Genomic DNA, 14149 nt, shown 5'->3' with positions numbered 1-14149 from the left:
GAGTATCCTTTCAATGTGACCCACGAAACATTGGATGCCGGGCCCGAGTTGCCCGCGGAAGCAATCGACGCAATAGAGCGAGCAGCAACTGCCGCCCACCGCCACGAGGAACTTTTCTCGGAGCGCGCCGCCAACATCAAGCAGTCCGCTGTGCGTGACGTCTTCGACATTTCAATGCGGCCGGGACTCGTGTCCCTTGCCGGCGGAAACCCCTATCTGCAGTCCCTGCCCCTCGAGAAGCTCGGACAGACCGCCGCCCGCATCATCGCGGAGGAAGGCATGACCGCGCTGCAGTATGGCGGCGGCCAAGGAACCGAGGAACTGCGTACCCAGATCTGCGAGATCATGGCGGCGGAGGGCATCCTGGACGCCCGGCCGGAGAACGTGGTGATCACCGCCGGTTCCCAATCGGCCCAGGACGTGGCCACGAAGGTCTTCTGCAATCCGGGTGACGTCGTCCTCGTAGAAAACCCCACTTACGTGGGCGCACTGAACACCTTCGAGGCCTACCAGGTCCAGGTTGAGACAGTGGACATGGACAAGGACGGCCTGGTCCCGGAGCTCCTGGAAGCCAGGATCGCGGCGCTTCAGGCCCAAGGCAAGAACATCAAATTCCTCTACACGATCCCCAACTTCAACAACCCCTCCGGCATCACACTTGCTCCGGCGAGGCGCCAGCGCATCGTCGATATATGCCGCAATGCGAATATCCTGGTGCTCGAGGACAACCCCTACGGTCTTTTGCGCTTCGACGGCAACCCGCTGGAACCAATGCGGGCGGCGAACGAGCATGACGTCATCTACATGGGCTCTTTCTCCAAGATCTTTGCCCCCGGACTGCGGATCGGGTGGGCGCTTGTGCCCGAGCACCTTCAGCGGCGCTTCTACTTGGCTTCGGAAGCCGTGACCTTGTGCCCTCCCACCCTCAACCAGATGATCATCTCGGCATATCTTCGGGACTACGACTGGCGCGGGCAGATTGACACTTACCGGGCCCTGTACGAGGAACGCTGCAATGCCCTGCTGGTGGCGCTGGAAGAGCACATGCCGTCCGGCCTCAGTTGGACCAAGCCCGAGGGCGGCTTCTTCGTCTGGGTCACGCTGCCCGACGGCGTCGACACGTATCCGCTGCTCAAGAAGGCAATCGAGGCAGGGGTCGTGTTCATCCCCGGCGCGGCGTTCACGCACTCTGACGAACCATCCAACAAACTGAGGTTGGCTTTCAGCGCAGTGCCACCGGAGTCCATCGCCGAAGGCGTCCGCCGATTGGCGCCGGTTTTGCAAGAAGCCATCGATGTCATCAGCAAAGGAGCAGATTTATGAGCGGAATAGTCCTCGTCGGAGTCGACGGCAGCGTAACAGCAAGGCGGGCCGCCGACTCGGCAAAGAATTTGGCAACCGCACTGGGCGCGGAACTCCGCGTCATCACCGCCTTTGAAGGCGCCCACGTGGAGGTCGTCGAAAGCGGAGGCGACAAATGGATTCTCTCGGACGCCGACGCAGCGGAGAAGGTAGCCAGCAAAGTGGCCGCTGAACTCGCCTCCGACCAGTTGACCACAAGCTATGGAGCTGTCTTCGGTAAAGCGGGAGAGGCCCTGGTCAAGGAAGCCGAGCGAGTGGGTGCCAAAGTGATCGTGGTCGGCAACCGCCGCATGCAGGGACTGGCCAGGGTTCTCGGCAGCGTTGCCAACACGGTGGCGCACAAAGCGCCGTGCGACGTCTACATCGCCAAGACGGACGAACCTTAAGCGACTCCACGCCCCCGGGACTTTGACCGGGATCACGCGTTGTGGTGGGCGGTCTCACCCCGATTTTGGCCGTGCGGCTAGGACGCCGCCGGTAAAATTGAGGTGGCCCCAAGGGCGCGAGCCGCCCATCACAACAACCCGTAGGGGATCCCTTTTGCTTACTCTGCAGCCGCGCCAACGCGTCGGACACGACATCCTGCTCGCCCGCCACGGCAACCACATCAGCTCCATGCGCTTCGACCGGGCAAATGACCGCATCGTGGCACTTCTCGACGACGGCTCGGTAGACAGCGCTCCGAATATGATCTCTCCGCTGCTCCGGATGCCGGAAACGTTCCGCAGCATCCTTCGCTCCGACTGGAAATTGTTGCTCGTGGTTGCTTCCGCGATGCTCGCCGTCGGAGCCCTGGCCATGGTGCTGTCATTTGGAATGATCGGCAGCATGAGCGACCAGCAACTGCGCGACCTTGCGCTCAGCTACACGTCCTACTAGCTCAACCAACCGCGCAGGACCCACCAAAGTCCCGCAATGACCACCCCGCCGAACAACGAACCGGCGATGACCTGGCCGCGGGTATGGTCCCGAAGGACGACGCGGGACCAGCCGACGGCCGGAACCAGAAGCAGTAGCGGCAACCACACCGGCCCGAACATAAGGGCCACAATGACTGCAGCCGCGGAGATTGCCGAGGCATGACCGCTGATTTTCCACACGAGGCTGACTGCGGCCAACACTGTGATGCCGCCAATCAGTGCAAGGATCATCGCTGAGACGCTCGTCGGGGCGTGGATGAGGTTCAGGACCACCAGCCCCACGACCACGGACACGAGCGCAAGCATCAGCAAGGGCGCACGCTCCCTGCGATCGCTGACGTGGTGGTCGCTGAGCCTGCCGAGCCTCACCAGGGCCAAGACGTAGGCCAGCGGCAGCACACACACAAAGAGGGCCGCCAGGACGCCGAACCATATCGTCCCCGGGAAACCCGGGTCCACTGCCGGGCTGATGAGCAGCAAGACGGATACGACGGCAGGCGGCTGGAAGACTTCCGTCAGGACCCGGGCAACACGGTGCCGGGCCCCAACGCCGCGCTGCTCTCCCCCACCGGCGCGCTGCTCAGTCAAGCAGCAGGGCCGGCTCTTCGAGGATGGCCGCGACGTCGGCCATGAAGCGGGCGGAGAGGTCCCCGTCCACCACCCGGTGATCGAACGAACCGCCAAGCGTTGTGATCCAGCGCGGGATGACCTCTCCGTCGAGCACCCAAGGCTTTTGCTTGATGGTGCCGAAAGCGACGATTGCCACCTCGCCGGGGTTGATGATGGGCGTTCCTGTATCGATACCGAGGGCGCCAACGTTGGTGATGGTCAGCGAGCCGCCCTGCATCTGCGCGGGCTGGGTCTTGCCCGCGCGTGCCGTGCTGGCCAGCTCGTTCAGGGCGAGGGCCAGCTCCTTGAGGGAAAGGTCCTGGGCATCCTTGATGTTCGGGACCATGAGCCCGCGCGGCGTAGCTGCAGCAATACCCAGGTTCATGTAGTGCTTGACGAGGATCTCCGCGTTTCCGTTGCCGTCGGCGTTCTCCACCCAGGTCGCGTTGACGCTCGGGTTGCGTGCCGCGGCCCAAATCACGGCTTTGGAGAGAATCAGCAGCGGCGATACCTTGATGCCTTCAAAGTCCCTGGAGGCCTTGAGCCGCTTGACGAATTCCATCGTGCGGCTGGCATCGACGTCAACGAAGATACTCACATGCGGCGCGGTGAAGGCAGACTCCACCATGGCCTTGGCGGTGGCCTTGCGGACGCCCTTGACGGGGATCCGTTCCACCCGCTGATCCTGCGGCTTCTTGGACGCACCCCAGAACTTGTCTGCTTGGTCCACCTCGGCGTCGCGCTGCGACTGGTAGCTCACCAAGTCCTCGCGGGTCACTTCGCCGCGGGCTCCCGTGGGAACGACGTCGGCCAGGTCAATGCCTAGTTCGCGGGCGATCTTGCGCACGGGAGGCTTGGCCAACACCCGGTTGACGATGCCGCTGACCGTTGCGCCGAGGCCGGTGAGACCCGGTGCCTGACCTGCAGGTGCCAGGCTTGCGGCTCCCTGGCTTGTGGCCACGGGCTGCTGTGCGGCAACGGGCGGCATGGCCGGAGCAGTGGGCTCGACGACTGGTTCGACGACGGCTGCGGGTGCCGAGCTCGGGGCGGCCGCGGGTACAGCGGTAGCGCCTTCCGGGCGCTTACGTGGGCGGCGCTTGACGGCGTCGGCCTTGGGACCGGAGCCAACCAGCGGACCGCCGGCGGGACCGCCGTCGGACGTTCCGGCGTCGTCGGGCAACTTGCCGTACATCGAGGCTTCGAAGGCCTGTTCGGCTGCAGGCGCGGCAGGCGGGGCGAGGGGCGACGCGACGGCGCTCGGAGCCGACGGCGCCGAGGTGGGCTCCGGTTCTCCCGGCGCATTGTCCGAAATGCCGATAATCGCGGTTCCTACTTCAACCGTGATGCCTTCGGCAACGAGCAATTCCGCCACCGTTCCGGCATAGGGGGACGGCAACTCCACGAGGGACTTGGCGGTCTCGATCTCGCAGATGACGTCGTTGATGGCCACGGTGTCGCCGGGCTTGACCTTCCAGGAGACGATTTCCGCCTCGGTCAGTCCTTCGCCGACATCCGGCAGGTTGAATTTCTTAACAGTCACTTGGGTCCTCGATCTCGGCTGGTCCGTCCGCATGGCGGCGGGTGCAATCAGGGGCGGTTAGTAGGCCAGGGAACGGTCCAGGGCTTCCAGGATCTTGTCGATGTCCGGCAAGTAGTCCTCTTCCACCTTCGCCACCGGATATGGCATGTGGAAACCGCCCACGCGGATAACCGGAGCCTCAAGGTGCAAGAAGGCACGCTCACTGATCCGCGCAGCGATCTCGCCGCCGATCCCCCCGAATGTCGGGGCTTCGTGGGCAACGATCAAGCGGCCGGTCTTCTTGACGGAAGCGGTGACGGCGTCGAAGTCGATAGGGGAAATCGAGCGTAGGTCGATCACCTCGATGCTGCGCCCGTCCTCTTCCGCCGCTGCTGCTGCGGCCAGCGCCACCGGCACCAGCGGACCGTACGCCACGATGGTGGCGTCGGAGCCTTCGCGCAGGACGTGCGCCTGGAACGGGTCCGACGCCGGTCCGGGGTTTTCGGTGTCCACCTCGCCCTTGAGCCAGTAGCGGCGTTTGGGTTCGAAGAAGATGACCGGGTCCGTGCAGTCAACGGCCTGCTGGATCATCCAGTAGGCGTCGTGGGCATTGGACGGGGTGATAATGCGCAGGCCGGCGGTGTGGGCAAACAGCGCTTCCGGTGATTCCGAGTGATGTTCGATCGAGCCGATGCCGCCACCGTAAGGAATGCGGATGACCACGGGAACAGTCAGCTTGCCGCCGCTGCGCGAGTGCATCTTGGCCAGTTGCGTAGTGATCTGGTTGAAGCCGGGGAACACAAAGCCATCGAACTGGATCTCGCAGATGGGACGGTATCCGCGCAGGGCCAGGCCTATCGCGGTGCCGACGATGCCGGACTCAGCCAGCGGGGTATCAACTACCCGGTCTGCACCAAACTCCCTGATCAGTCCGTCGGTCACGCGATAGACACCGCCGAGCGGCCCGATGTCTTCGCCCATGAGCAAGGACTTCGGGTTGTTGTTGAGCGAAGCACGCAGGCCTTCGTTAATGGCCTTGGCTATGGTCATGGTGGTCATCAGTTGCCTGTCCCCTCTTCCTCGTCGCCTTCGAATCCGGCGGAGTATTCCTCGAACCAGGCAAGTTCCTCAGCCACCAGCGGGTGCGGTTCGGCATAGACCCCGGCGAATGACTCGCGGAAGTTCGGGCCCTGCAAATTTTGGGTGGTGCGGCGGACATGGGCAGCGAGTTCGTCGCCGTCCGCTCTGACTTGCTCAAAGAAAGCTTCGTCGGCCAGGCCCTCGTTGCGGAGGTACTTCTCCAAGCGATCCAAGGGATCCTTGCCCCGCCAGGCGGTTTCTTCGGCGGATTCGCGGTACTTGGTGGGATCGTCCGCCGTGGTGTGGGCTCCAACGCGATAGGTATATGCCTCAATGAGTACCGGACCGCGGCCTTCGCGTGCGTGCTCAAGTGCCCATTCGGTGACCGCATGGACGGCGATGACGTCGTTGCCGTCCACCCGGATGCCCGGGAAGCCGTATCCCTTGGCCCGATTGAACAGGGGAACCTTGGTCTGGACCTCGGTTGGGACGGAGATGGCCCAGTGGTTGTTCTGGCAGAAGAACACCACGGGAGCGTTGTAGGACGCCGCGAAGACCATGGATTCGTGGACGTCGCCTTCGGAGCTGGCACCATCGCCGAAGTAAGCCACAACGGCGGCCTTCGGGTCATTGGAGCCATTGGCTTCGGCGAGCTTCTGGTCCCGTTGGATTCCCATGGCATAACCAACCGAATGCAGGGTCTGCGCCGCAAGCACGAGGGTGTAAAGGTGGAAGTTGTTCTCGGTGGGATCCCAGCCGCCATTCGAAATTCCGCGGAACAGCTTCAGCAGTTCCGCCAGGTCCACATCACGGGTCAACGCAACGCCATGTTCCCGGTACGTGGGGAAGATGTAGTCCTGACGCTGGGTGGCACGTCCGGAGCCGATCTGGGCCGCCTCCTGGCCGGTCAGGGGAACCCAAAGCGCCAGCTCGCCCTGGCGCTGGAGGGCCGTGGCCTCCTGGTCGAAGCGGCGGACCTTTGCCATGTCGGCGTAGAAGCCGCGGAGCTGCTCAGGATCAAGGCGCTTCGCGTAGTCCGAAAAGACGGGATCTGTCCCTAGCTTGCCGTCCGGCCCCAGCAGCTGGATCATCTCGGCAGCTGGATCGCTTGAAGCGCCTCCCGCAGGAGACTGCTGATCCAGTCCCGTTCCGTTGATCCCGGGGGTGGGCAATTGAGTTGCGCCCATTCCGTCTCCTTGCCTGCCGCAGCCCGATGCTGAGCAATATTCGCTGATATATGCCGATTCCGGAATGCATTCCGGAATCGGCATATCTTGGCTTTCGTCCCTTACTTTATCCGCAGTAAGGGACGCAGGGTCATTTGTTAACCGCTAGGAAGGCTGCGGCGCTTTTGTATAGGACGCACAGAGCTCGAGGAATCGGGTATTGGCCTCGACTTCACCGATGCTGACCCTGACGCCTTCGTTGCCGAAGGCCCGCACGGACAACGCCCGCTCGCCTGCAAGCGCGGCAAACTCGGCGCTATTCTCTCCAAGATTCAGCCACACGAAGTTGCCTTGGGCGTCGGGCACGAACCATCCCAGCTCGCGGAGTCCTGCGGTAACCCGGTCCCGCTCGTCAACCAGGCTTTGTACCCTTTCCACAACTTGGTCGAAATTCTCCAACGAAGTAATCGCGGCGCGTTCGGCAATCTGCGAGACGGCGAACGGCGTGGCAGTGACGCGCAGGTGCTGGGTGAGATCCGGACCGGAAACGCTGTATCCAACGCGCAGCCCCGCAAGGCCGTGAGCCTTGGAAAAGGTGCGGAGGACAACGACGTTGGGGTATTTGCGGTACAGCTTGATGCCGTCCACGGCCTTCTCGTTCCTGACGAACTCCTGGTAGGCCTCATCGATAACTACGACCACGCCTGCCGGCACTGACTGGATGAACCGTTCGGTTTCCTCGGCGGTGAGGATGGGGCCCGTAGGGTTGTTTGGCGTGCAAAGCAGAATCACCTTGGTGCGGACCGTCACGGCGGCCGCCATGGCCTCGAGATCGTGGCGTCCATCGGAAAGCAACGGGATCTGGATGCTCTCGGCCCCGGCCAGCCCCACACAGATCGGGTATGCCTCGAAGGAGCGCCAGGCATAGATAACCTCATCGGCCTTGCCATCGTGGTTTTGGCCGGCGAAGGTGGCAAGGATCTGGTTCAGTGCACCGAGGCTTCCGGCTCCGGTGACGACGTCGTCAGCGGGGACTCCCAGGAAGTCGGCGAGCGCTGTGCGCAGCTTGGTGGACAAAGGGTCCGGGTACCTGTTGATGTCCGACTGATCAGCGATTGCCTGCAGCACCGCGGGAATCGGGGGTAGCGGGTTTTCATTGGACGACAGTTTGTAACTGGTCAGGCCCTCTATTGCTACGGGAGGCTTCCCTGCAGCATATTTGGGGAGCCTGTCCACAACCGGGCGGGGACGCACGCCCTCCGGTGCGTTGTCAGAAGAATTCATGGCACCAGCCTACTTGCAGGGCTTCGGGCCATGCTGGCAGGCCCTCTGGCCTGTGCATGTGAAAGCGGCCTGTGAAAACCTGTGCGTGCGAAAACCAGCGCATGTGAAACCGGGCGCATGTGAAAGCATGGGCGTATGGGTTCATTCATTCTGCGCGTCCTGATCAACGGGCTGGCCCTCTGGGTTGCCAGCTGGATTCTGCCGGGGATGGATATCTCCACTTCGGCAACCACCAACGCAGTAGGCAACGCGGGCGTCACTCAAGGCGGCGACACATTGGGCGTGGTTCTTGCCTATCTCTTCGTAGGGCTCATTTTTGGCATCGTCAATGCCTTTGTCCGGCCTTTGGTCAAGCTGCTCTCCCTTCCGATCACGATCCTCACTCTCGGCCTGTTCACGATCGTCATCAACGCGGCCATGTTGTCCCTCACAGCGTGGCTCAGCAGCTACACGCCAGTACACCTCACCATCGACCGTTTCTTTTGGACCGCAGTTCTCGCAGCGATCATCATCAGCCTGATCTCCATGGTCGCCAGCTGGATTCCCGGCGGCAGGCGGTAAGGAGCCGCAAGAGGCGGCAGCCCGGTTTCCGCCACCTTGTTCGACCGCTTTTTGTCACCGCTTTCCCCGTGGGGCCGGGGGTGCTTCGCGGGTCAGCTTGAACCGGCTCACCTTGGCCACTCCACCAGCGCCCAGTATCCCGCCCAGGGTGGCTGTGGAAGCGGCCAGCGAAGGATCGGAACTGAGCTGCACCAGCTTCGCCCCTTCCTCATAGCGTGAGAGCTTGTGCGCCGGCCCGATGCCTTGGTCTTCGCCGGGTTCCAGGATCACCGGGTTGGTCATGGTCACCGTGACCCTGTCCTTGGTGTCCGGATTCGCTTTGCCTTCGGCACCGGGAACCCAATCCTGTTCGTGCTCCAAGTGCAAGCTCCCGATGCCGGCCTGCGGGGTGATCCCGCCGACTGGTGATCCAGCTGTCACCACAAACTTGAGGTCATACTCGGCGAGGAACGCCTTGTCCTTGCTCAAGTTCATGGCATGGATTCCGCCTTGGCTGTGGCCGACTGCCACCACCGCCTCGCCGGCTGCGGCACCTGCCTCGAGCAACGCCTGACGGATGGCCTTGCTGGTTTCCATCGAGTTGTAACCCAGCGCTTCGGCAATCCCGGCTTCGTCCAATGGATTGCTGCCTCCTGGCGGATTGCCCGGCTGGGTGCCCGGAATCAAGACCACCCACGCCCGCGCTCCGTCCTTATCTACTTGCATGACTTCTATTTCGCCCTCTGAAGTGGCACCGACGTGATCCAGTTCCCTGAGCATTCCTGCTGCTGACAGGTCAACGCTCTCGGTCGCGGTCTCTCCCCGGCTGACCGAAACAGGACGTGGCCTGAGGAAAGCCAATCCGGGCACCGCCACGATCGCTCGCAGGACGGCACCGACATCAGTGGGCCCGACTGTCGCCCCTGAAAGGTTCGCCGCTGCCGGGGGTAGCCCCATCATCAGCGCCAATATCCGGGTCAGATCCCGGACAGCTCCTTCCGTGGCTCCCCTCTGGCCAAGGTCCAGGGGATTCGGACCAGTCGCGAGGACTGGCATTCCCATGCCCATCCGCAGCCTGATCGCCGCGTGAGATTCTGCAAACTCGTATTCACGATGGCTTGCCCTGACATCGTTGCCAATCCGCTGAAGCTGTTCGCGGACCCGTCCGATGTCCCGGCCGCTCTCACCGACGGCAATGATGGCGTTGCTTCCACTCTTGTAGGCCGAGGCCTGGTGCGGGAAGAGAGCCACCCTCACCGATTCAGCCTCCACTTCAATGGCCTGCAGCTGGAGCACAAGTCCGTCCAGCGCGGCCGCGCCAGCAAGCAGCTCTTCGAATTGGAAGTGGATTCCGCCGACTCCGCCGCGTATCCGCAAGGTGCCGTCCGGCTCGGGTGTTCGAGGGTGGGGAGTTCCGCCCGCGCCGACAGGAGCGACCTCGGCCATCAGAAGCCAGGCTGGAGGTTCGATGCCACATTCTGGGCATGGCGGAGGGTCACCGCAGCGGCCTCGCGCAAAGCGTCACGCCCCCTTCGAAGAGAGGCAGCCTGCAAGGCCAGTGTGGTCCGGTAGGCACGGCCGGCCGGCGACTCCCATTGCTCGAGTTGCAACTGCGCCAGCTTGGCAAGAACGGCGTCGGCTTGGTCGGCGCAGACGCTCATCCGCCGTCCAAGCTTCTGGATCTCCGCGCCCCGTGAAATACATTGGTGCGAATCCAGATCCGTTCCTCCGGCCGCCATAAGAATGCCGCTCAAGACGTTTCCTCCTCCATGTCCATTGATCTCGTGGCAGCGACGCTACGTCGTGCTCCGGTGGCGCGGAACCGCCGTGATCGGCTATGTGGATAACCTGCCGGAAACCCGGCCTGGAAGAGGATGCCGCGATGTTATGCACATAGTGAAGTCCGGCTTAATGGCGCGAGCCGAGTTCATGAAAGAATTGCCTCATGCCTGAAACCGTCGCCGCCGCTGTTACCCGTACGCCCTCTGGACGCCTGGCTCTCGCCGCGTCGCCGGAGCCGATCGCCCTGGGCCCGCTGGACGGCCGGTACCAGTCCGCCGTCGCTCCCCTCGTCGACTACCTGTCCGAGGCCGCTCTCAACCGCGACCGCGTGGCCGTCGAAGTCGAGTGGCTCATCCACCTCACCAGCAACAACGTACTTCCCGGCGCCGGCCCACTGACCAGCGAGCAGCAGGAGAAGCTGCGCGCCATCGTCACCGAGTTCGACGCCGCTTCGGTCACCGAACTCGCTGAAATCGAGGCCGTCACGGTCCACGACGTCAAGGCCGTTGAGTACTACATAGGCCGCCGCCTCCCCGCGATCGGTATCGAGAACCTGACCGCCATGGTGCACTTCGGCTGCACATCGGAAGACATCAACAACCTTTCCTACGCCTTGGGCGTCAAGGGTGCAGTGGAAGATGTCTGGCTCCCTGCAGCCCGCGCCTTAGTGAAGCAGATCGAAGCGATGGCCGAGGAGAACCGCGCCGTCCCGATGCTTTCCCGCACGCACGGCCAGCCGGCCACCCCCACCACTCTTGGCAAGGAACTGGCAGTCATCACGCACCGCCTGAGCCGCCAGCTGGACCGCGTTTCGAAGACCCAGTACCTGGGCAAGATCAACGGCGCTACCGGCACGTATGCCGCACATGTCGCATCCGTTCCCGGTGCTGATTGGGAGGCCGTAGCCCAGTCCTTCGTTGAAGGCCTGGGACTGACGTGGAACCCGTTGACTACCCAGATCGAGAGCCACGACTGGCAGGCGGAGCTCTATGCCGACGTCGCCCGCTTCAACCGCATTCTGCACAACGTCTGCACGGACATCTGGAGCTACATCTCGATTGGCTACTTCCGCCAGATCCCTGTTGCCGGCGCCACCGGTTCCTCCACCATGCCGCACAAGGTCAACCCGATCCGCTTCGAAAACGCCGAGGCCAACCTGGAGATTTCCAACGGACTGTTGGACACCCTGGGCGCCACGCTCGTTACCTCCCGCTGGCAGCGAGACCTCACCGACTCTTCCTCGCAACGCAACATCGGCGTCGCATTCGGGCACTCGCTGCTTGCAATCTCGAATGTTGCCAAGGGACTGAAGGCCCTGGACGTTGCCGAGGAAGTACTGGCAGCCGATCTCGACACCAACTGGGAAGTCCTGGGCGAGGCGATCCAGATGGTCATGCGCGCCGAGGCGATCGCCGGCGTTGAGGGCATGGAGAACCCGTACGAGCGACTCAAGGATCTCACCCGCGGTCAGCGCGTCGATGCCGTCCGCATGCAGGAGTTCGTCTCAAGCCTGGGCTTGTCTCCCGAAGCCGAAGCACGCCTCCTGGCACTTACTCCAGGCAAGTACACCGGCATCGCGGACCAGTTGGTGGACCACCTGAAGTAGAACGCGGCGCTGTTCATGGTCCCGGCGTTTCCGAATCGATGTAAGGAACTGTGTCAGCATGAGGCTCTTGCTTATCCGCCACGGGCAAACCCCTGGAAACGTCCTGGGGCAATTGGACACAGCGTTTCCCGGCCCCGGACTTACTGAACTCGGCGAACGTCAGGCAGCTGCGCTCCCGGGGTCCCTTGCCAACGAGGACATCACGGCCATCTACGCATCGACCCTGGTCCGCACCCAGCTGACGGCCGCCCCGCTCGCAAGAGTGCTGGGGCTGGAGGCAATCGTATTGCACGGCCTGCAGGAGATTGAGGCCGGGGCGTTGGAGAAGCGCACCGACCACGAGTCGCACCACCGGTACATGAGCACCGTTTTCGACTGGACCGACGGTAAACTCGACGTTCGCATGCCGGGAGCGGGTGATGGCCATGAGTTCTTTGCCCGCTACGACGCCGCCATTGCCAAGGTGGCAGCAGCCGGCGACGAAACCGCCGTCGTCGTCAGCCATGGTGCCGCAATCCGCTGCTGGGCAGGTCGCCGAGCCGTGGATGTTGGCCGCGAGTTCGCCGCCACCCACCAACTACAGAACACCGGCATTGTGGCGCTCGAAGGCGACCCGGAAACGGGCTGGCACCTACTGCACTGGGACCAGAGCCCCGTAGGCGGACTTTCCTTGGCCGACCGGACGGTCGAAGACCCCACAGGTGACGCCGTCGAATGACGGCAGCGTGTGGCCAACCCCAACGCGCCGGTATTTCTCCGGACGCTTACGCGCAGGAAACACCGCGGTAACCCCCGCTTCTTAGGCTTGATAGGCATAACCCCCTCCGGCGAAAGAGGTTCCGATGCAGACCAATCCGCGGCTCAACATCAGACAGGTCACCTGGGCCAACCCGGTGGGTGCAGACCTCCGCGCGGCGCAGCAGGCTGAACTGGACGCACGTTTCGGCAACTCGGACCACGAGCCCGGACCCGCGCCATCGGAAGCTGATACTGCCGTTTTCGTCGTTGCCTACGAAAAGTGCTCGGGCCAGCCCCTGGGTTGCGGAGGGCTAAGGATTCTGGACGCCGAAACCGCGGAAATCAAGCGGCTTTACGTCGTCCCGTACGCCAGGGGCTCAGGAGTGGCCAGCTCCATCCTTGCCGCGCTCGAAGCGCAGGCGCATGCCCACGGTTTCAGCATGATCACAGCGGAGGCGGGGTCGGCCCAATCGGACGGCCGCAGCTTCTACGAGAGCGCCGGCTTCGCCGCAGTGCCCAACTTCGGCCCCTACATTGGTGTCAGCCACTCGCAGTGCTACGCCAAGCCGATCGATTCTCACAGCGCCTCGCACACGGCGATGGCCTAAGGACGGGCTGCAGCACCGGCCACCCTCCGAATCCAGACCTGCCGCCAGCCGGATCACTCCAGGCTGCGTCCGCCCTGCCCCAGATGTGCCCGGTTCAGGGCTTCGATTTCTTCGTCACTCAAGTCGTCGAAGCTCTTGGCCTCGTGCTTGTCGCTCCGGGAGAACCGGACGAACATCAGGATGATGAGGGGAAGATCTACTATCTCCGCGAGGAACCACATCAGGTCTCCCGCAAGTTGCTGATCCCGTAGCGGCGAGGGGAACCAGCTTGGCTGATTGCCCAAGACTGACGTGGCACCGTCGAGAATTCCCGGGCTGAGCCGCATCAGGACCCCAGGCACCGCATCGGCGAGCAACTCGATAAATACAAAGATGAACTCGACGACGATGAGCGATGAGGTGCGCCCTGCGCCGTCTTCCATGATCGGTACGGTCATGAGGAGTCCCATGACGGGCACCAGCAAGGTCAGGATGACGTCGGAGGCCGGACTGGTCCGGAGTACGTAGAAGAACGGGGTCAGGAACAGTGTGAACATGGCGAGTCCGAGAAGTGCCGCCACGAGCGTGTTGCTGAGCATGCGAACGAGCCGGTGCCCGAGGACTGCTTCCACCCTCGCGGCGCCCACGGGGCCAAGGGTCTGCCGTGCAAGGGTTAGCGGCTTGCCCAAGCCAATCAACAGCGGGACCACAAACAGGTAGGACGTCACTTTGAGGGTGAATGCCCACCGCAGATCGTGGCTGTAGGTTCCCGGGAATCCAAAGCTCAGGGCCGCGAAACTGCCAAGCCCAAGGACGAAGAAGGCAAACGAGTTCCACAAGGGCCAGCGGATATCCCGGCCCTTGGCGGCAATCAGGCCCCTTGAATACAGGGCGACCGCGGCAATTAGGATGATCAGGGCGGGCCAGTTCATTGACCAGGCGCCTAACACTGCGCT

The 14149-nt window shown here is 63.1% G+C and carries 15 protein-coding genes; 7 read left to right on the top strand and 8 right to left on the bottom strand.

Features of this window, described 5'->3' with window-relative positions:
* Positions 1-15 precede the first annotated feature (15 nt).
* The 3 genes from ACSVHC_RS12055 (at position 16) to ACSVHC_RS12045 (ending at position 2241) form a co-directional block, all read left to right on the top strand.
* Entirely contained in the window at positions 16-1323 is a 1308-nt protein-coding gene (locus ACSVHC_RS12055; RefSeq protein WP_437771791.1) for an aminotransferase-like domain-containing protein, read from the top strand.
* Positions 1320-1748: a universal stress protein gene (locus ACSVHC_RS12050; protein ID WP_437771792.1), complete on the top strand. Its 429-nt coding sequence runs from the start codon at positions 1320-1322 to the stop codon at positions 1746-1748. The genes ACSVHC_RS12055 and ACSVHC_RS12050 overlap by 4 nt, the downstream gene beginning before the upstream one ends.
* Positions 1749-1902: 154 nt before the next feature.
* Positions 1903-2241: a hypothetical protein gene (locus tag ACSVHC_RS12045; protein ID WP_437771793.1), complete on the top strand. Its 339-nt coding sequence runs from the start codon at positions 1903-1905 to the stop codon at positions 2239-2241.
* On the opposite strand, the gene ACSVHC_RS12040 is transcribed toward ACSVHC_RS12045, so the two are convergent.
* From ACSVHC_RS12040 to ACSVHC_RS12020, 5 genes are all read right to left on the bottom strand, one after another.
* Positions 2238-2870, bottom strand: a complete 633-nt coding sequence (locus ACSVHC_RS12040; RefSeq protein ID WP_437771794.1) for a phosphatase PAP2 family protein — start codon at positions 2868-2870, stop codon at positions 2238-2240. The genes ACSVHC_RS12045 and ACSVHC_RS12040 overlap by 4 nt on opposite strands.
* Positions 2863-4431, bottom strand: a complete 1569-nt coding sequence (locus ACSVHC_RS12035; protein ID WP_437771795.1) for a dihydrolipoamide acetyltransferase family protein — start codon at positions 4429-4431, stop codon at positions 2863-2865. The genes ACSVHC_RS12040 and ACSVHC_RS12035 overlap by 8 nt, the downstream gene beginning before the upstream one ends.
* A gap of 57 nt (positions 4432-4488) precedes the next feature.
* Positions 4489-5469 carry an alpha-ketoacid dehydrogenase subunit beta gene (locus tag ACSVHC_RS12030; protein ID WP_437771796.1) on the bottom strand — a complete coding sequence of 327 codons (981 nt, stop codon included), beginning with the start codon at positions 5467-5469 and terminating at the stop codon, positions 4489-4491.
* On the bottom strand, positions 5469-6677 hold the full coding sequence (pdhA, locus tag ACSVHC_RS12025) for a pyruvate dehydrogenase (acetyl-transferring) E1 component subunit alpha (protein WP_437771797.1): 1209 nt from the start codon (positions 6675-6677) through the stop codon (positions 5469-5471). The genes ACSVHC_RS12030 and pdhA overlap by 1 nt, the downstream gene beginning before the upstream one ends.
* Before the next feature lie 144 nt (positions 6678-6821).
* A complete protein-coding gene (locus ACSVHC_RS12020; protein ID WP_437771798.1) occupies positions 6822-7940 on the bottom strand; it encodes a histidinol-phosphate transaminase in 1119 nt (372 codons plus the stop codon).
* Between the two features lie 135 nt (positions 7941-8075).
* On the opposite strand from ACSVHC_RS12020, the gene ACSVHC_RS12015 reads away from it, so the two are divergent.
* Positions 8076-8501 carry a phage holin family protein gene (locus ACSVHC_RS12015; protein WP_437771799.1) on the top strand — a complete coding sequence of 142 codons (426 nt, stop codon included), beginning with the start codon at positions 8076-8078 and terminating at the stop codon, positions 8499-8501.
* Positions 8502-8555: 54 nt separating this feature from the next.
* On the opposite strand, the gene ACSVHC_RS12010 is transcribed toward ACSVHC_RS12015, so the two are convergent.
* Together ACSVHC_RS12010 and ACSVHC_RS12005 are read right to left on the bottom strand one after the other, a co-directional pair.
* Complete coding sequence (locus ACSVHC_RS12010; protein ID WP_437771800.1) at positions 8556-9926, bottom strand: hypothetical protein; 1371 nt, start codon at positions 9924-9926, stop codon at positions 8556-8558.
* Positions 9926-10234, bottom strand: coding sequence for a hypothetical protein (locus ACSVHC_RS12005; protein ID WP_437771801.1), 309 nt, complete (start codon positions 10232-10234; stop codon positions 9926-9928). Before ACSVHC_RS12005 ends, ACSVHC_RS12010 begins: the two co-directional genes overlap by 1 nt.
* A 191-nt stretch (positions 10235-10425) precedes the next feature.
* Between ACSVHC_RS12005 and purB the strand changes: the two genes are divergently transcribed.
* The 3 genes from purB to ACSVHC_RS11990 all read left to right on the top strand — a co-directional run bounded on the left by purB (position 10426) and on the right by ACSVHC_RS11990 (position 13214).
* Positions 10426-11868 carry an adenylosuccinate lyase gene (purB, locus tag ACSVHC_RS12000; protein ID WP_345448099.1) on the top strand — a complete coding sequence of 481 codons (1443 nt, stop codon included), beginning with the start codon at positions 10426-10428 and terminating at the stop codon, positions 11866-11868.
* Between the two features lie 58 nt (positions 11869-11926).
* Positions 11927-12586, top strand: a complete 660-nt coding sequence (locus ACSVHC_RS11995; protein ID WP_437771802.1) for a histidine phosphatase family protein — start codon at positions 11927-11929, stop codon at positions 12584-12586.
* Positions 12587-12710: 124 nt separating this feature from the next.
* The gene (locus ACSVHC_RS11990; RefSeq protein WP_234751783.1) at positions 12711-13214 is read left to right on the top strand and encodes a GNAT family N-acetyltransferase; all 504 of its coding nucleotides are present in this window, start codon (positions 12711-12713) and stop codon (positions 13212-13214) included.
* Between the two features lie 53 nt (positions 13215-13267).
* On the opposite strand, the gene ACSVHC_RS11985 is transcribed toward ACSVHC_RS11990, so the two are convergent.
* Positions 13268-14125: a cytochrome c oxidase assembly protein gene (locus tag ACSVHC_RS11985; RefSeq protein WP_437771804.1), complete on the bottom strand. Its 858-nt coding sequence runs from the start codon at positions 14123-14125 to the stop codon at positions 13268-13270.
* Positions 14126-14149: the final 24 nt, after the last annotated feature.

It is taken from the genome of Arthrobacter sp. KNU-44, assembly GCF_051843155.1.
Classification (GTDB): domain Bacteria; phylum Actinomycetota; class Actinomycetes; order Actinomycetales; family Micrococcaceae; genus Arthrobacter.
This window is presented reverse-complemented; position numbering and strand designations above follow the sequence as displayed.